The following is a 19,400-nucleotide window of genomic DNA, read 5'->3' on the forward strand; positions in this document are numbered from 1 at the left end:
CTAGTTTGAGGATTGACTATTCTCAATGGAATGGTCTTTCTTATCCCACCAAAGTTTAGTTCCTGCGGCATCGGGACCATTCAGCATTTCTACAGCTTGATCAATGTATTTCGGATTCCCTGTATATTCATCGGCCGGGAAAGGCAAACGACGGGGACCGATTGTTACATTCACACTATTATTGGGGTCTTTATTCTCCACGGCAGGCAACAATTTCGGATAGCCCGTACGACGATGTTCCGCCCATGCTTCCAGCCCCAGCGGAAATATTGCAATCCATTTTTGAGTAATGATACGCTCCAGGTTCCGTTCGAAATACTCCGCTCCAGGTTCCCAGGCAATCGTAATGGTACTTACCGCCGGATGGCTATACTTAATATCAGCCCCGTCCATCGGGTTCACATAGTCTATAGGCTTTTTCTCCGCATCCTTCACATATTGGTCTGCTCCGGTGGCTCCGCCACGCTCTTCGAATGAAAGGGCAATAGCCTTTTCATACAATGCCTGCGCATCGCCTCCCATACTCCAACCACGCAACGCGCCCTCGGCACGAAGGAAAGTCACCTCCGCCGCATTCATCCAGAGATAAGGGTCGGTGCTGGAAATCACCTGCTTTGAGTAAAGATTAATCATGTCGTCTTTCTTCTGGGTAAATATGCCGATACGTACACCGTAATAATCGTATACATCGACTTTCTCGCCATCCTGATCGACTGTCTGCACACCTTTGACAAACATCTTATCCAAACGCGGATCTTCATAACCTTTCATAATAGAAACTAAATCGGCACTGATACGGTAGTCATTCCAGTTATTAAACAGCAACTCCGAACGGTTCTCCGCCACATGAAGCATGGCGTTGTCCTCATTCGATTCAATCACTCCCGCTTCCACAGCCTTCTGCGCAATACGTTGCGCCTCGGTAGGATTGACATAGCTCATACGCATGGCAATGCGAAGTTGCATGGAATGTACAAACTTACGCCATTTGGAAATGTTTCCGTAATACAAGTCTTCCAGTTTGCGGAAAGCCTCGGACGACAGGTCTTTGTTTTCCTCCAACACTTTATCCGCTTCTTCCAGTTCTTTCAGCATCTGTGTATATACCTGCTCCTGCGAATCGTAAGGGACAGCCAGGTCTTCACCCGAATTATCATTATCCATCATCTTCGAATAAGGAATCGGACCGTAAATGTCCGTCACACGATGCATGATACACACCCGGAGAATTTTACCGAAAGCTAATGCCACAGGGTCATCCGTCTTGTTCATCATATCGCGGTACTGCGGGTACATGTCTTTAATCGGATCGGCAAACGGGGATTTGAGCCATCCCTGTTCGGGATTGAAAGTAGAGAATTTCATCACCCAAGTGTCTACAATTCCTTCCAGATAACCACCGTATGCTCCTCCTGCCATGGCATCCATAAACTGGTAAAGGTGTTCACGTGTAGGAATCACCAATCCCTGCATTCCTTTGAGCGTAGCACCTACAATATGATTCTCACGCTGCATTTCTTCTCCGTCCGCTTCATACATACTCCGGTTGATGTCGCTGTCGAAACAACCGCCCAACGGAAGCAGAAATAATGAAAGGATCATTATCAGAAGAATGTTATATATTCGTTTCATGTCCATCATAGTATTTAGAAGTTAATCTTTATGTTAAATCCTATATTCCGGGTACTCGGCATCATGAAGTAGTCGATTCCCTGATAATAGTTGTTCGTAGTAGCTACTGCTTCAGGATCGAAAGGAGCTTTACAGTAGATCATCCAGAGATTTCTCCCCACAAGGGATACATTGATATCACAAACATTGCCCAGCCAGCGGCGCGGAACGGTGTAACCGATATGTGCCTCCTGCAGACGCAGGTTGGTAGCACTATAAGTATAGTAGGTAGGCAATCCGCTCTGCGATGCTACCACTTCATAGAAGCTTTGCGGATTCACGCGGCTACGGCCATTTATCCATACTCCTCCGGCATCACGCGCGGCAGCAGATGTTTCAGATACTCCATAAAGATCAAGATAAGCCTGTGTTGCCGAATAAACGATTCCGCCCAAACGGGCTGTCAACAAGAAACCGGCATTGATACCTTTATAAGAGAAGCTATTATTCCAGGCTAAATTTGCCTTAGGAAGTACGCTTCCCAACTTTATGTCACCGGCATTGTCGATGGCTGTCACATTGCCGCTATCGTCAATCAGGACATTACCGTTAATATCACGCTTCAAATCGGCATGGGTATAAAGATCGCCCAGCGTACCACCTTCCTTCAGGATAAATTTCGCCTTTCCGAATCCGCGGCCTTCATCGGTTTTGAGTTCCAGTTTATCGACGTTGTAAGTTTTTCCCGTCTCCGGGTGAACATAATCCTTCACCAGTTCAACGATTTCATTCTTGTTGGCCGAGAAAGTAAAGCTGCTGTCCCAACTGAAATCTCCCCAACGATGTCCATAAGACAACATAGCCTCGAAACCATAGTTGCGTACATATCCGGTCTGTACATACAGTTTGTCATATCCCGATGATACAGGAAGCCGAGGATCGAATGTCTGATTATAAGTATTGGCGTAATAGAAAGATCCGCTCAATTTGAAATCTTTAAACAGGGTTGCATCCAGACCTACTTCCCATGAGTCAGTACGCTCGGGGTATAGTTTACCAATGGGATAATTCGTCTGCGATTTCCAGTCCTGCTTATTGGCATCATACGAGTAAGTAGGATAGGTAAGAAAACGAGGATAAGGATTACCTACGGAACTGAACGATCCGCGTACTTTAAGATAATCCACCCAATCAGGCAGTTTCAACATTTCAGTGATGACAGCCGAAAGCCCTACGGAAGGATAGAAGAATGAAGCCTGCGGAGAATGTGTCAGCTGCGAAGCCCAGTCGTTACGTCCTGTAACGGTGAGATAAAGCATACTTTTCCACCCTACTTCGGCACTGGCAAAAATAGATTCGGTCGCTTCGCGCCAACCCACCTGCGTAGCACGTTTTTTTGCGTTGTCAAGGTCGTAAACATTGAACAGATTAGGAATACCTGTTTCTCGTATAGGCCCCGCATAGCCCAATTCCTTACTAGTCACTCCACTATAACTGGCACCGATATTGGCTACAATCGTAAAATCCTGAATACGTTTATTAATATTCACCAACACATCGGCATAAGTCTGCGAATATTGTCCGTTGTTTACTGTATAATGGCCTTGTGAACTACCGTCAGTCAGCGTGTTGCTACTGCTTGCATAAAGCTTGCCTTCATATTCGCTATGAGTATTGTCGATGCGGACACGCCCTGCCACATTCAGCCAGTCAAGAATCTGGTAACTCAAACCTGCTGAAGCCATATAGCGTTTCTTATTGTTAAGACGGAGATTACGGTAAGCAATCCAATAAGGATTCTGCATACGAAGGTCACCTTCGCCCTGCGGCCAAAACTGTACGCTAATTTTCCGGGCTTCATCCCAACGCTCGAAATTCTTCACTATAGAGAAATCATCCCCGCGAGGAAAAAGATAAGCAGAAACCAACGGATTGGAGTACTGCCCCTGATTGGTCATATTACGGTCGTTCTGAAGAATATAGCTTGCACTTACATCCAGTTTCATCTTGTCATTCAAAAAACTGGTCGTATTGCGGAAAGTGAAATTATATCTGTTATACCTATTGTTGGGAACCATCCCTGCCGAGTTGACGGCAGCTGCAGAAAAGAAAGTCTGATTTTTATCCGTTCCGGTAGACAACGTAACGGAATTTGTATATACCGCACCCGTATCAAAGAAATCATCGGGTTCATATCCTGTTTGAGCAGCCGAGTTCAACTTCGGTCCCCAGCTATAAATATTGGAATTTCCCGCTTTACCATTACTACCTGTACCATAACGGCCCTGGAACTCGGGCATCTTAAAAGCATTCAACCATTCAATGCCACTTGATACACCTACTTGCAGCTTACCTACCTGTCCTTTTTTTGTAGTAATCACAATCGCACCGTTTGCCGCATTACTACCATAAAGGGCGGCAGCTGCCGCTCCAGTCAGTACGGAAATACTTTCTATATCTTCCGGATTAATATCAGCAATGGCCTCGGTAGCTCCCTTTGAACCAAATTCCGTATCTCCTCCGCCACCGAAATTATACATCGGAATACCGTCAATCACGTACAAAGCGTTACTACTCTGTTCAATAGACTTTGTTCCACGCATCACCACTCTACTTGCCCCACCGACACCAGAAGAGCTCGTATTGATAGTAACACCCGCAACTTTACCATTCAGACTGTTTACAAAATTAGCATCCTTAATCTGGGTCAGTTCGTCGGACTTTACTTGCTGTACGTTGTAGCTCAATGCTTTCTGCTCGCGTTTGATGCCAAGTGCTGTTACAACGACTTCACTCAACAGTTTTGTATCCGAAGCCAGTTGCACGCTATATATATTCTGTCCGGTTACTTTTACCGTCTGTGGAGTGTAACCTACATAACTGATACTCAACACACTTCCAACAGGAGCTTCGAGTATAAAATTACCGTCAATATCCGTAATAGAACCGACACTCGTTCCCTCTACATGTACATTGACACCAATTAACGGCTCTCCGTTATCATCCAGCACACGGCCGGTGATACGTTTGACAGAAGCTGCTTCCGCTTCTTGTTTTTCCTGTGGAACGATGATTACATATTTTCCTTTTAACTGATAGGTATATCCCGTATTTCTAAGGATTTCTTTGAGAGAACTCTCCAGCGTGGCTTTTTCTAACGCCAAATTGATGGAGGGTTTGTTTTTCAACTGCGACTCGTTGTAACCAACGGACAGTTTCGTTTGTTTTTCCACCTCTTTCAATGCCTCGATGACCGATATGTTTTTCTTATGGATCGTAATCCGGACATTGCTACTTTGAGCAAAAGTAGGAGCAGAAAGGAGCAGACAGCACAAAAAAAGCATAAATACTCGACTGATTGCCTGCTTATTGGCTATAAATTCATAAATTTGCTGCATCTTCTTAGTATTAGTTTATACAGATAAAGTTAGATTCTCGAATTTAGTAGCGTCTGGTTAACGCTAATAGTAAGAATTTCGATTTCACATCCGGGGGAAGGTTGCAGCTTCTCCCGGATATTTTTTCCGCATAGGCTCAATGTATTTTAAGGTTAATATTAGTATAATATACAGGTTCTATTTCGTCCCCTGATGTCGGAGTTTGCTTTTTCCGTTAATGGAAATATAGCACTTGTCTCCCACAATCTGATAGTCCAGATTCCCTGCTACACGAGCAACAATATCCATTATTTCTTCTATGGAAGCATTTTGCCCGAAAGTAAGATTGAAACGGTCTTCTTTCATACTACGGAAACTATAAACAAATGTGTAAGGGTATTTACGTTCAAGGCGGGTGAATATTTCCTCCAGCGTCATACTACGAAGGACAAGTTCACCATGCTGCCAAGCTGTGACATCCTGCATATCAGGACGAAGTACGTTTCCGGAGCGACTACGCTTATTGTAAGCCAACTGCTCGTTCGGCTTCAATATTTCCTGTTTTTTCTGTCCGTTATACTCTACCAGCACCTTTCCTGAAATCAATGTTGCTGTCACTTCTTCTTCATCCGGATAAGCTGTCACGTTGAACTCTGTTCCTAACGCAGTCACCTGAAAATCAGAAGACTTTACTATAAAAGGATGTTCTTCATCACGCTTCACTTTAAAAGCGGCTTCTCCCACTAAATATACGGAACGTGTATCACCCGTAAATTCTTTGGGGTAAAGTAAAGTGCTTTGAGAATTAATTAATACCTGTGTGCCGTCCGGCAAAGTAAGATTCCGCATTTCGGCAGTAGGAATATATGCTTGCAACAGATCCGGTGCCTGACGGTTCTGCAACGCCAAATAAATCGAAACAGAAGATATGGCTATCAATAAAGCTGCTGCTATCCGCCAGACTATCAAACGCGCATGTAGAAAATGAATCCGCCGTCTCACCCCGATCCCCGTAAGTTCGTGCATCCGTTCCAAAGAATCACGATAACCGGGAGTTGTAGCAGCTTCGGTTGCCTCCCAAAGTTTATTGAGTTCACAGTCTTTCTCGTCAGCACGCTCCTCACTAATCAACCATGTGCGAAAATCCTGATCGACTTCTTCCGGATAGTCATGCTTAATATAACGGTCGATTACGTCGCGAATATAATTCTTCATAAAGTGGTATTTATTATTGTATTTAGAAACACTTACATAAATATCACTATTCAGGAAAAGAAACTACGGGAAGATCCGGAAGAGAATAACAAACATTAACACTTTGCGAAGTTCGGTCAATGTTTTATAGATATGATCTTCTACCGTACGTAATGGGATTTGCAATTTATCTGCTATTTCTTTATGAGAAAGTCCTTCAAAACGGCTCATCTCAAAAACTTGTCTGCGACGATCAGGCAACTGACTGAGTGTCATTTTGATAAGCATCAATACTTCTTTATAGTATAGATTTTCTAACAGGGAGGAATCTTCGTCACAAAGTTCACCCAACAACTGGGCTTTCAAAACTTTGTCTTCATATTCCTGCTCTACCTTCTGATGCTTGAACAAGTTGAAAATTTCATTCCGGGTCACAGTATAGAGATAACCAGTCATGGTTTCCTGTTCTTGCCAAAGTTCAGGACGTGTCCATAACTTAAGAAATATATTCTGAGCAATATCTTCCGCATCTTCCTCCGATTTAGTCAACAACCTTGCAAAGTTCTTGACCCTCGGGAAGTTAGCGGCATAAAACTGCTCAAAACAGACATCTATATTGTCTCTGTTTCCATTCATTCATTAAGTCTTTTTACAATGAAAGCCGGACAAATATAGACAAAATAAAGAGAAGACAAAGAATATAAACAAAAAAACATCCCACCTTTTAAACCAAAACAAGTCTAAAAGGTGGGAATATTATAAGATTCTAAAGAATTTCAGAAGTTATTCTTCATCCATCAGAATTTCCAAAATCTGACAAGCAGCCTTCGCCACCGGAGTACCCGGACCAAAGATAGCAGCTACACCTGCCTTATACAGGAAGTCATAATCCTGTGCAGGAATAACACCACCGGCAATCACCACAATGTCTTCACGTCCCAGTTTCTTCAGTTCTTCAATAATCTGCGGAACCAATGTCTTATGACCGGCAGCCAGTGAAGAAACACCTACTACATGAACATCGTTTTCTACCGCTTCACGAGCAGCTTCTGCCGGAGTCTGGAACAACGGTCCCATATCCACGTCGAAACCACAGTCCGCATAACCCGTTGCTACTACCTTGGCACCACGGTCATGACCGTCCTGTCCCATCTTTGCAACCATGATACGAGGTTGACGTCCCTCTTTTTTCGCAAACTTCTCTGCCAGTTCACAAGCACGCTTGAAGTCGCTATCGTTTTTACTTTCTGATGAATACACGCCTGATATAGTTCTAATTATTGCTTTATAACGTCCTACAACCTGTTCGCACGCATAAGAAATTTCGCCTAAAGTAGCACGAACACGAGCTGCTTCAACTGCCAGTTCAAGCAAGTTACCCTTGCCGGTCTTCACACATTCAGTGATAGCTGCTAATGCCTTGTCCACTTCAGCCTGATTACGTCCTTCTTTCAAACGTTTCAGGTTTTCAATCTGTTCAAGACGAACTGCCGTATTATCAATTTCAAGGATATCAATCGGAGCTTCTTTTTCCAAACGATACTTGTTCACACCCACAATGGTCTGCTGACCGCTGTCGATACGAGCCTGTGTACGTGCAGCCGCTTCCTCGATACGCATTTTAGGAATACCTGTTTCGATAGCTTTCGCCATACCACCCAGTTTTTCAATTTCCTGAATATGTTCCCAAGCCTTGTGTGCCAGTTCGTTCGTCAGAGATTCTACATAGTAAGAGCCGCCCCATGGGTCAACGTTCTTGCAGATGTAAGTTTCTTCCTGAATATAAATCTGTGTGTTACGTGCGATACGTGCAGAGAAATCTGTCGGAAGAGCAATAGCCTCATCCAATGCATTGGTATGCAAAGATTGGGTATGTCCCAAAGCTGCAGCCATAGCCTCAATACAGGTACGTCCTACGTTGTTGAACGGATCTTGCTCCGTCAATGACCATCCGGAAGTCTGTGAGTGAGTACGCAAGGCCAGTGATTTCGGGTTCTTCGGATTAAACTGTTTCACAATCTTCGCCCACAGCATACGTGCGGCACGCATCTTGGCAATTTCCATGAAGTGATTGGTTCCGATTGCCCAGAAGAAAGAAAGACGCGGAGCAAATGCATCAATATCAATACCTGCTGCTGTTCCGGCACGGAGATATTCCAAACCGTCAGCCAATGTATAAGCCAACTCAATATCTGCGGTAGCACCTGCTTCCTGCATGTGATAACCGGAGATAGAAATAGAGTTGAACTTCGGCATCTTCTGTGAAGTGTATTCGAAGATATCAGAAATAATCTTCATAGAGAATGCAGGCGGATAAATATAGGTATTACGCACCATGAATTCTTTCAAAATATCGTTCTGGATAGTACCTGCCATTTCTTCGAGTTTAGCACCTTGTTCCAAACCGGCATTGATATAGAATGCCATAATCGGAAGCACAGCACCATTCATCGTCATGGATACAGACATCTTATTCAAAGGAATACCATCGAACAAAACTTTCATGTTTTCCAATGAACAGATAGATACACCTGCTTTACCTACGTCACCCACTACACGTTCGTGATCGGGATCATAACCGCGGTGAGTAGCCAAGTCAAATGCTACTGACAAACCTTTCTGACCGGAAGCCAGATTACGGCGATAGAAAGCATTGGACTCTTCGGCAGTAGAGAATCCGGCATACTGACGGATGGTCCAGGGACGCAGGGTGTACATTACTGAATACGGACCACGCAAATACGGAGGAAGTCCGGCAGCATAGCCGAGGTGTTCCATTCCTTCGAGGTCTTCTTTTGTATAAACAGGCTTCACTTCAATGTGTTCCGGTGTTTTCCAGTCGGCGGAGATACCGTTAGCCTTTTGCCATTCAGCACCGTTAGCAGGCTGAAATGCGGCATATATATCAATGTTTTTAAAATCTTTTCTCATCTTACTTCAATAGTTTAGCGTTAAACTCTTTCAAGGTATCCAATACGTTGACACGAACATGGATGAAGTTTTCGATGCCTGCGGCTTTCAAGTCATCCATACAAGCCGGAGCACCGGCTACGATAAACATAGCGCGACCATTCAAGGCCTTGAAAGCAGGAACTGCATATTCAGCATATTCATCATCGCTGGAACAGATGACAACAATATCAGCTTTCGCAGCCATCGCTGCCTCTACTCCTGCCTCTACTGTTTCAAATCCTAGATTATCGACTACTTCATAACCGGCACAAGCCAGGAAGTTACAAGAATATTGCGCACGTGCCTGACGCATCGCCAGATTACCAATTGTCAACATGAACGCCTTCGGACGTTTGCCCGATGCTTCCGTTTCAAGACGTAACGCTTCAAACTCACTAGCTGCACGGTCGAATACCAATGTATCCACATCTTTCTCACAAGTATGAGAGTCACCTCCACAGCAGCATTTTCCTTCCACAGGTTTCTTGTCACCGGCTTTTTCGTTGAAATTCGGGAATTGGTTAGTACCCAACAGAATTTCACGACGCTGTGCCACTGCTTTATGACGAGCTTTATTGCTTTCGTTTACTGCTGCCTGAACTGTACCAGCCTTTAATGCGGCATAGAAACCACCTGCTTCTTCGGTAGCAAGGAAAAGTTCCCACGCTTGTTTAGCAATAGATACAGTCAGGTTCTCAATATAATAAGAACCGGCAGCCGGATCAATTACTTTATCGAAATGAGATTCTTCTTTCAGCAATAGTTGTTGATTGCGAGCCAGACGTTCTGATAATTCATCCGGAGTCTCATAAGTCTTATCAAACGGAACGACTGTCATTGAATCTACCCCACCCAAAGCGGCACTCATTGCTTCAGTCTGTGTACGAAGCAAATTCACGTGTGCGTCAAACAAAGTAAGATTAAAAGTAGAAGTTTCGGCATGAACCGCCATTTTTGCTGCACAACGACATTCGCCGTTAGCTCCCTTATTATCGCAATCACGCAGACATTCAGGTTTATAAGAAGCTACGATATTTGCCCACAACAGACGTGCGGCACGGAACTTCGCAATTTCAAGGAAGTAATTGGAACTGATACCGAAGTTGAATTTTATCTTTTTAGCTACTACGGCAGCAGGAATACCGGCATCAGTCAACTGATTCATGTATTCATTACCCCAAGCCAATGCATAACCCAACTCTTGAGAGATATAAGCTCCGGCATTGTTTAATGAGATTGCATTTACATTCAATACACGATAAAAAGGAAGCGGCTGGATAGCTTCGATCAACGCTTTCGCTGTCTGCACCATATCCCCTTTTTCCTTACCGCGAGTCAGCATCTTATTGAAGAAATCATAATTGATAGAGCCTTTCAGCTTCTTCACATCATAGTCTTTCTTCTGGAAATAAGCCACCAGCAAATTGGCCAACTCCACAACATGCCCCTGGCAAGTTGAGAAATTTAATTCAACGCACTCTGCCTGAATATCATTCAACAGCGTCTCGATATATTCCGCATTGAGTTCTTTTGCTTTTACATGGAAAGATAGTGAATCAACACCCTTATTTAAGATGTCCAGTGCTTTTGCATTGGCCTCTTTGGGGCATTCTACCCTGATTTCCTGGCGAACCAACCACTCATTGTTGTCTTTTTTAGTTCCTCTCAGATAAGGGAACTCTCCGGGAAGCGCATCAGTAGTTTTTAAACCCTCCAGATCTTCCATCCGGTAGAAAGGTTTCACTTTAAACCCTTCGTTTGTTTTCCAAACGAGCTTCTTCTCAAAATCAGCACCTTTCAAGTCGGCTGTAACCTTCTCCATCCATTGTTCGGTGGAGACAGGAGAAAAGTCTGAGAAGAGTTTTTCTTTTTTGTCTGCCATAGTTTATCTAAAATTAAAACAAGATTAATATTGTCTTTATTTTTATCTATCTCTTTCTAATTGTCTGTTGTTCGACATGCAAATATAACCAATAAGTTAAAACAAAACTTCTTTTTATAGAAAATTCGCACACCTCTCACTCTCGCATAGAATCTGCATAGAAATTCTTCATTCTTTATTTTTTTAGTTCTCCATTTATTTGATTTGCTCCAATGTTATGAGTAATTTTGCACCCGTTTTTAGAAAAACATTATAAAAACTGCTATATTATGGATTGGTTACAAAGTTTATTGTGGGACTCCAGCTCCGTAGCTCACATCGTGCTTCTCTACGCATTTGTAGTGGCAGCCGGAGTGTATTTGGGCAAGATAAAGATATTCGGAGTATCTTTGGGCGTCACATTTGTTTTGTTTGCCGGCATCCTAATGGGACATTTCGGCTTCACAGCCGATACACACATCCTACATTTCATCCGTGAATTCGGATTGATCTTGTTCGTATTCTGTATCGGTCTTCAGGTGGGGCCATCTTTCTTCTCTTCTTTCAAAAAAGGAGGAATGACATTGAACCTGTTGGCTGTAGGCATCGTAGTGTTAAATATTGCCGTTGCACTGGGGCTTTACTACCTCTGGAACGGCCGGGTAGAACTGCCGATGATGGTAGGTATCCTCTATGGAGCTGTCACAAACACTCCGGGACTTGGTGCCGCCAATGAAGCATTGAACCAGCTTAATTACACTGGTCCACAAATCGCACTGGGATATGCGTGTGCTTATCCGCTGGGCGTGGTAGGTATTATCGGTTCAATCATTGCTATCCGTTACATCTTCCGTGTCAATATGGCTAAAGAGGAAGAAAGTCTGAAAATCCAAAGTGGAGATGCACATCACAAACCTCACATGATGAGTCTGGAAGTACGCAATGAATCAATCAGCGGAAAAACTTTGATTGAAATCAAGGAATTTTTAGGCCGCCAGTTCGTTTGTTCCCGTATTCGTCATGCAGGTCATGTAAGTATCCCCAACCATGAAACCATATTCAATATGGGGGATCAATTATTCATTGTCTGTTCAGAAGAAGATGCTCCTGCAATTACCGTATTTATCGGTAAAGAAGTGGAACTCGACTGGGAGAAACAAGACCTTCCCATGGTTTCCCGCCGTATTCTGGTGACTAAACCGGAAATCAACGGAAAGACTTTAGGATCTATGCATTTTCGTAGTATGTACGGAGTGAACGTTACCCGCATCAACCGTTCCGGTATGGACTTGTTTGCCGATCCAAATCTGGTACTTCAGGTAGGTGACCGTGTAATGGTGGTAGGTCAGCAAGATGCAGTTGAACGTGTGGCAGGTGTTTTGGGTAATCAGTTAAAACGTCTGGACACACCGAACATTGTGACTATTTTCGTTGGTATCTTTTTAGGAATTCTCCTGGGTAGCCTTCCTATAGCATTCCCCGGTATGCCGACTCCTTTGAAATTAGGTTTGGCAGGCGGACCGCTGGTAGTAGCTATCCTTATCGGACGTTTCGGTCATAAGCTCCATTTAGTGACTTATACAACCATGAGCGCTAACCTGATGCTTCGCGAAATCGGTATCGTGCTCTTCCTTGCTAGTGTCGGTATAGATGCCGGAGCCAACTTTGTGCAAACGGTAGTTGAAGGTGACGGATTACTATACGTAGGTTGTGGTTTCCTTATCACCGTTATCCCGTTGCTTATAATCGGTGCTATCGCAAGATTATATTATAAGGTAAACTACTTCACCCTGATGGGATTGATAGCCGGTAGTAATACCGACCCGCCCGCATTGGCTTATGCCAATCAAACAACATCCGGAGATGCTCCGGCAGTAGGGTATTCTACAGTTTACCCATTATCCATGTTCCTCCGTATTCTGACGGGGCAGATGATATTATTAACGATGATGTAAATCATGTTTTATTTATAAATAATAAAGCCGGTCATATCCTTCAATGGAATATACCGGCTTTATTTCTTTTTCTTATAGACTTCTTCTACGCCTATTATATAAGCTGTAGTTTCTTCACTACAAATTCTTCTATAAACCGAACTGTCTCTTCAACTCCCAAAGAAGAAGAATCGACACACAAGTGATAAGTAGCAGCTGCTCCCCACGTTTTATAACTATAATAATTATAATACTCCGAACGTCTCTTATCCGCTTTTTCTATCATTTCTTCTGCAGCTTCCGCATCAATATGATGCATGGCGCATAATCGCGCAATACGATCTTCCTTAGAGGCCGAAATAAAAACATTCGCACAACGGGGATGTTCACGCAGAATATAGTCCGCACAGCGTCCGACAAAGACGCAAGATTTTTCTGCCGCCAGATGACGAATCACATCACTTTGCACTTTAAACAGGGCATCATTACTCAAACAGTTATTACATGGCATAGCTCCTTCACTGATAAAAGGGAAACGCATGCCGAACAATCCGCCAATAATACCTTGCGAAGCTTTCTCATCCGCTTTTTCAAAAAATTCTTTGCACAACCCGCTTTCTTCAGAAGCCAGATTAATCAATTCTTTATCGTAGAAGTCAATCCCCAAACGGGCTGCCAACTTCTCTCCTATTTTTTTTCCGCCGCTACCTAGTTGCCGACCGATGTTGATAACATAATTACCGCTCATAGTACATTTTGTTTTATGGTTCTGTAGCAAACATACGACTTTTTTCTAAAAATCACATCATCAAACGAAAGTTATATTTGAAAGTAACGATGAAATACCCTTTTATTTCCTGCGTACGATACTCATAAAAGCCGTCGGAAGTTGCCATACGGTTATAACTTTTCCTCTTTCCTAAAATGTCTACCCAATAAGCAGACAGTTCTGCTTCTTTCTTTTTCAAGAATCTCCAGGTAGCACTCGCATTCCATAACATCTCATCATCTTCTCCTTTACGGATATTCGTACCATTACGGAAAGTATAAGCCCCATCCGTCCGTAATTGTATGCCCAAAGGAAGATCAACATATCCTTCCAAACGGAAATTATAATAACGGGTATATGTATTGTTATCATTCACAGAGTTGAGCGAATACTGATAATTCCAGGAAGTAGAGAAGTCAAGACCTCCCCAGGCAGGCTGATAAGAAACATTCGCTTCACAATTCAAGCCGGTGTCACGCGTTGTACTTTTCACCGGCTCAAGACTTCTATCTTCATTAATCATGCTGACACTATTACTATGATTACCGTTCATATCCAACCGTAAAGAGAAATGTCCTAAACGTTTCCACCAGTTAGCACTTCCATACACATTCCAGTTACCGTTTATATTGACAGGATATGTCTCACGTCCGCCAGTCTGTGCATCATATATCATTACCTGTGTAACGCTATTCTGTTCCAACTGTCCTCCAAGATTCGCAGATATGCCTTTTTTAGAATGTTGAAAGCTTATACGCATACTATGAGCAAACATTTGCTTCAAATCCGGATTCCCTCGAGTAATATATAATGGATTGCTATTATCTGTAAGTGGCATTAAGTCCGATAAAGAAGGTTGCCGGGTTCTACCGTCATAATTAAAAGTAATTCGTGCCTCTTTCTTTTTCCAGGCCAGCCATATCATAGGCTGAAAGTCGATAGTATGCACAGTGGTATCCGCATACAATTTCCCCATTTTCCGTTCAATGGTTCGCCTTTGCGGAGTAATCCCTAATGATGCATTCACCATCCATGTATCATCAGAGTAATTGAAGCCTACATTCAGATCATGTCCATTAGTACGACTATGACTTCGATTACTCAAACTATCTACATACCCCGTTTCATAGTCAGGAGGCAACTCACCAAAAACATCCGACTTCGCCAAAGAAGACAATTCATAAGTGTCGCGGTTATCGCGTTCATAATGAGTGTTCCAGTTATACGCTGCACGAATATGCATTTTCTTACCGATAGGTTGGGTGAAGTTAATCCCTACCCGCCACGAATTATTTTTCTGGGGTGACTTCAAATACTGGTTACGATAAAGCAATGAATCGTTGCCTTGCTTATCTTTGAGACGGAAATAAGTAGTTTTTGAAAGCGAAAAACTTTCATTATCCCCCCAAGAATCCGAACTTTGAATGTTCAATCCTAAAGTTGTACCTTTTTCATTCAGCCGCCTCATAATCCCCATCATCCAATTATAACGGTTCGATTGCCCTTCCGAACGCGACCGGTTTTCACTACGATTTACTTTGATATCTTGGGAAATCGATTCAAAATCATCGAACAAGCTTTCATGATTGACGTTAGGAGGAGCGTCAAAAGAAGCATTCTGGCTATTACTTTCATTCCGGTTAGGAGAAAAGCTGAAACCACCGTTAAAATGTATGCGTGTACGTTTATCCACTTCCCAACTACCCATGATATTAGAATTGAACGACCGGCTTTTAGAGTTACCTTCATTAGTGGACGCAGAATATTGGTTACCAGCAGTTAAATATTGCTCCTGATACATGGAAGAAATATTTCCGTTCCGATTGAGATTATAGTTCATGCTTCCGGTCAAAGAAAACTTCTTTCCGAATTTATGAGTCATATTCATTCCCACCGAATTATTAATATTATCCTTGTAAGTGCTATTCTGATATCGGTTGGTGGAACGTCCTATGAAAGAAAGATTTTCCCCGTCTTTACTAAAATAATTCACCTGCCCTTCTAAATCCTTCTTTTGATTGTTTCCATATCCCACAGTGGCATTCGTCAGCCAGGTTTTATTCAATTCATCCTTAGTCTGCAAGTCAAGTACATATTTCTTTTCTCCTGAACTAATTCCGGTAAATTCTTCTTCTTTTGATTTTTTATCGTACACTTTCAACTTACTAATCAAATCTGCCGGCAAATTTTCGAGTGCCGTCTTTTTATCTCCGGAGAAAAAAGCTTCGCCATTCACATTGATTTCACTGATAGGTTGCCCATTATATGTCAGCGATTGATCTTTCTTATTATACACCAATCCCGGAACACGCTTCACTAAATCCTCCAAATAAGCTCCATCAGGAGTTTTATAAGCAGCAGCATTGATAACGGTAGTATCTCCTTCCATTACTACTTCTTGCAATTTCCCGGTCACTACCACTTCCCCAATCTGAATATCATCATCCTTCAATGTAAGTGTACCAACATTCACTAATGCCGAATCCCCCAATACATGATATACGGATTGCATTCCCATAAAAGAGACTTTCAACAGATACTGTTTTTTCTTCTGCGGCTGGTAACTAAGAGTAAAACGACCATTTTTATCGCTTGTTATTCCTTTTATGAAAGTAGAGTCATTCTTTTGCAAAACAATAACACTAGCCGAAGGTAAAGGCTGTCGTTTATTACTCCCAGACTCCAACGTCTGCACTCTGCCTTTGACAGTTCTTGTTTGTTGAGCATATAATACAGTATGTATGCAAAGTAACAGCAAAAGTAGTCCACATAGTCTACAAGTTTTCATGTCAATAGCAGTATAAGTCTATATTCTAAATTGAGTCAAAATTGTGGAGGTAAAATTAAGGAGTTTTCTCGAAAATATACTACTTTATTTATTTTATTAAAACTAATTACATTCCAATCACATAAGGTCACAGTATAATCCCCAAAAAGACTTTCCCATCAATCAAAAAACAGACTCTTTTTAAAAGGACATTTTTTGATTGAATGAGAAAGTCCTCATCAATAAAAATGATAGATTATAGAGTTAAATCTATCACTTAAAATTCTCCGTAAAGAAAACTCCTGCCGGAAAACTATTCTTATTTTTAATGTCAGCCTGTAAAGCTGGTGTTTTAGTAAAATCAAATATGGCAATATCATTTATTTTGTACTCTGAAAATCCCTTTAAAGTCGCAAAATAAACCTCTCCACTTACCGGATCAACACCTAAGCTATTGTAATATGTTCCGGCATCTTCTACATAATCTTTGATATTAGCAACTTTTTCCGTCTTATTTTGAGAGAAAATATGTCGATACAGATTAAAGCCTGCATTACTGAAATAAACAATATCATCTTTCGCAGAAAAAGCAGGAGCAACACCCCAACCGGCGCCAATACTAACATCTAAAGCATGAGACTCAACCGTATAATCAAGAGGATTAACTTTATTAATACTTGCCGGATTTGTACATGATACCCATAAGTTTTCATCATATGCCTTCGCGATACCAGACAAGGCACTTTCAAAAGGAATAGTATGTATAACTGTTCCATTCTGAATAACAAAAAGCTTCTTACTACCCATCACAAAAACTTTTTCTCCAACCACAGCCATACGATTTTTCAAGGCTCCGCCAGTACCCTCGACAAAAGTCAAAGCATCTGTAGAAGTATTTAGCATATAGACACCTTTATTATCACGAATATAAAGAGCCTCTTTTATTACCGCTAAATTAGTAGGCCAAGACAAAGTAGCATTATCATAAATTCTTTCTTTCTCTAAATTATCCGCATTAGCAATAGTCAGTAATCCCTCGCCACCATTCTTTGCTCCATTTTGAGAAAGTACATAAATTTTACCATCACTAATGAACAAATCCTGGCAGACATTACCGAGTAAAGTTTGATTTACCCGATAGTATGCACTATCCATCGCTGTTCCTTTTGAATCCACAAAGGTCAAAGTTCCGGTTTCATTACTCATATTTCCTTCATTCAAAATAAAAGTTCCTTTTCCAAACCGACCTTCTACCTTGGCAGTTATATTCGTTTGAAGAGTTTCTCCATTGCCATCCGACACAGTCAACCCTATAACATACTCTCCAGTCTTAGGTTGTGAAAACTTATATGTTGAAGCGGTTGAGACTTCTTTCCCATCTACTGTCCATAAATACTCCATCGTTCCGGACAGATTTTCAGCCCGGGCATCCAGATACAAGGTATCTAATTGCACTATCACATTACTTCCCGACTTATTTCCGATTAATACAGACGAATTCAAATTATCTTCATCATCACACGCTGTAAAAACAAATCCCAAGGCAACAGTTGCCAATACTAAAAACTTTCTCATTCTTACTTTTATTTTCAATTATTTCTTAGCTTATTTGCGAGCATCAATATCAACTCCTAAAACATGTAAATCCTCAACCCCTGATATTTCAGTAGAACATTCACCCAGCCAACCGTTTTCCTGATTGACACCAGTATATATCTTTATGAAATCGACTCCTGGCAGGTGTACTTTTTGACCTTTCGAATTTACTGCCCAATCTATATCAATAGCAGATTCATCCTTACTATTCAATTCATTATCAGCATAACCATATCGGAATTTATACAAAACAAAATAACTTCCTTGTCCACTCTCATCAACAGCATTTTGAGGCAAACAAGTTCCCTTAAATGTTACTTTATCTTCCTTTATCCATTCCGGGTAATAGCATTGATTATGAAATGTATTCTTCACTTTATATCCAGATTTTCCCTGGTTATCTTCCCAGCGAATATACATTTCTCTTTCTTCCGCAGTTGTCGGTTCTTTTTCCGGCCGATAGTAAGTAATTTCATAATTTCGATAAGTCTTCACATCATTCCCGGCAGCAACAGCCTTATCATACCATAATTCTAATGTAGCATCTTCATGAGCACTACCAGCAATTTCATACCATTCATCATCATCCGGTCTCCCATTCTGATTTTTATCATAAGCCACCATGATAACTCCCGGTTCACAACTTCCTCCTTCTGGCGCGCCAGAGTCTGGATTAGCCGCAGAATAAAAAGCATTGCCAAGTACCCGAAAATCACGTTTCCCAGTAACATTGGTTATCGTATGGTCAAAACCGACTACAACATATCCTCCGAATCCCCCTAACGAAATCATCCCTTTTTTATTATTGCCAATGGCTGCCAATACTTTTTCATTCATAGCCTCCTGTGTATCACCTTCTTTATATACCGGCAATGTATTAGTAAATTGTCCGACAGCCGGAACAAAATCAAAAACTTTAGTAACATAAGCTGTCGCTCCTTCAGGAGCAGGTTCTATGTTTTCAAAAGTTACAGTAACCGTAAAGGGATAATCAAAACGACTCTCTCCCTGTGACACACGTAATGTCAATTCGTATTCTCCCACCTCTTCAAACATATACTCCAAGCTTTTCGTCTGAGCAATTTCAGTACCATCCAACAACCACACATAAGAGATTCCTTCGTCTGATTCACTTTCAACCTGCACTTTTAGTAGTTGATCTATCACAACCGCAAAACCACCCTCCGGTTGTGATACACGAATATCCTCCTTCTTTAGTTGATAAGCCGCCGGAGTATCTTCTTCATCACTACACCCTGTAAATGCAGTTCCCCAAAATAAAGAAACTGCAATGACTAATGTTAGTCTTAAAATCTTTTTGTCCATTTTTATTAAATAT

The 19,400-nt window shown here is 41.9% G+C and carries 11 protein-coding genes; 1 reads left to right on the forward strand and 10 read right to left on the reverse strand.

Translation table 11 applies throughout. The features are described 5' to 3' along the window. The 6 genes from INE92_RS13945 to mutA form a co-directional block, all read right to left on the reverse strand. Entirely contained in the window at window positions 1-1,641 is a 1,641-nt protein-coding gene (locus tag INE92_RS13945) for a SusD/RagB family nutrient-binding outer membrane lipoprotein (protein WP_015531420.1), read from the reverse strand. A 5-nt stretch (window positions 1,642-1,646) separates the two neighbouring features. After that, the gene (locus INE92_RS13950; protein WP_015531419.1) at window positions 1,647-5,009 is read right to left on the reverse strand and encodes a TonB-dependent receptor; all 3,363 of its coding nucleotides are present in this window, start codon (window positions 5,007-5,009) and stop codon (window positions 1,647-1,649) included. 177 nt (window positions 5,010-5,186) lie between these two features. Next, on the reverse strand, window positions 5,187-6,203 hold the full coding sequence (locus INE92_RS13955) for a FecR family protein (protein WP_008641120.1): 1,017 nt from the start codon (window positions 6,201-6,203) through the stop codon (window positions 5,187-5,189). 63 nt (window positions 6,204-6,266) lie between these two features. Further along, the gene (locus tag INE92_RS13960; RefSeq protein ID WP_008641117.1) at window positions 6,267-6,818 is read right to left on the reverse strand and encodes an RNA polymerase sigma-70 factor; all 552 of its coding nucleotides are present in this window, start codon (window positions 6,816-6,818) and stop codon (window positions 6,267-6,269) included. A gap of 147 nt (window positions 6,819-6,965) precedes the next feature. Further along, window positions 6,966-9,113: a methylmalonyl-CoA mutase gene (gene scpA, locus INE92_RS13965; protein WP_008641116.1), complete on the reverse strand. Its 2,148-nt coding sequence runs from the start codon at window positions 9,111-9,113 to the stop codon at window positions 6,966-6,968. Between the two features lies 1 nt (window position 9,114). Further along, on the reverse strand, window positions 9,115-11,016 hold the full coding sequence (gene mutA, locus INE92_RS13970) for a methylmalonyl-CoA mutase small subunit (protein ID WP_015531418.1): 1,902 nt from the start codon (window positions 11,014-11,016) through the stop codon (window positions 9,115-9,117). Between the two features lie 269 nt (window positions 11,017-11,285). Between mutA and INE92_RS13975 the strand changes: the two genes are divergently transcribed. Next, window positions 11,286-12,950 (forward strand): putative transporter, encoded by a 1,665-nt coding sequence (locus tag INE92_RS13975; protein ID WP_015531417.1) that lies wholly within the window; start codon window positions 11,286-11,288, stop codon window positions 12,948-12,950. A 94-nt stretch (window positions 12,951-13,044) separates the two neighbouring features. Here the strand turns inward: INE92_RS13975 and INE92_RS13980 are convergent, their stop codons facing one another. The 4 genes from INE92_RS13980 to INE92_RS13995 all read right to left on the reverse strand — a co-directional run bounded on the left by INE92_RS13980 (window position 13,045) and on the right by INE92_RS13995 (window position 19,387). Continuing rightward, window positions 13,045-13,677: a cytidylate kinase-like family protein gene (locus INE92_RS13980; RefSeq protein WP_015531416.1), complete on the reverse strand. Its 633-nt coding sequence runs from the start codon at window positions 13,675-13,677 to the stop codon at window positions 13,045-13,047. 52 nt (window positions 13,678-13,729) lie between these two features. Next, window positions 13,730-16,486 carry an outer membrane beta-barrel protein gene (locus INE92_RS13985; protein ID WP_134993205.1) on the reverse strand — a complete coding sequence of 919 codons (2,757 nt, stop codon included), beginning with the start codon at window positions 16,484-16,486 and terminating at the stop codon, window positions 13,730-13,732. A 252-nt stretch (window positions 16,487-16,738) separates the two neighbouring features. After that, window positions 16,739-18,040, reverse strand: a complete 1,302-nt coding sequence (locus tag INE92_RS13990; RefSeq protein ID WP_211421163.1) for a DUF5074 domain-containing protein — start codon at window positions 18,038-18,040, stop codon at window positions 16,739-16,741. Between the two features lie 30 nt (window positions 18,041-18,070). After that, window positions 18,071-19,387 (reverse strand): PKD-like domain-containing protein, encoded by a 1,317-nt coding sequence (locus tag INE92_RS13995; protein ID WP_008641102.1) that lies wholly within the window; start codon window positions 19,385-19,387, stop codon window positions 18,071-18,073. Window positions 19,388-19,400: the final 13 nt, after the last annotated feature.

Origin of the sequence: Bacteroides xylanisolvens (assembly GCF_018289135.1) — a bacterium.
Classification (GTDB): Bacteria; Bacteroidota; Bacteroidia; order Bacteroidales; family Bacteroidaceae; genus Bacteroides; species Bacteroides xylanisolvens.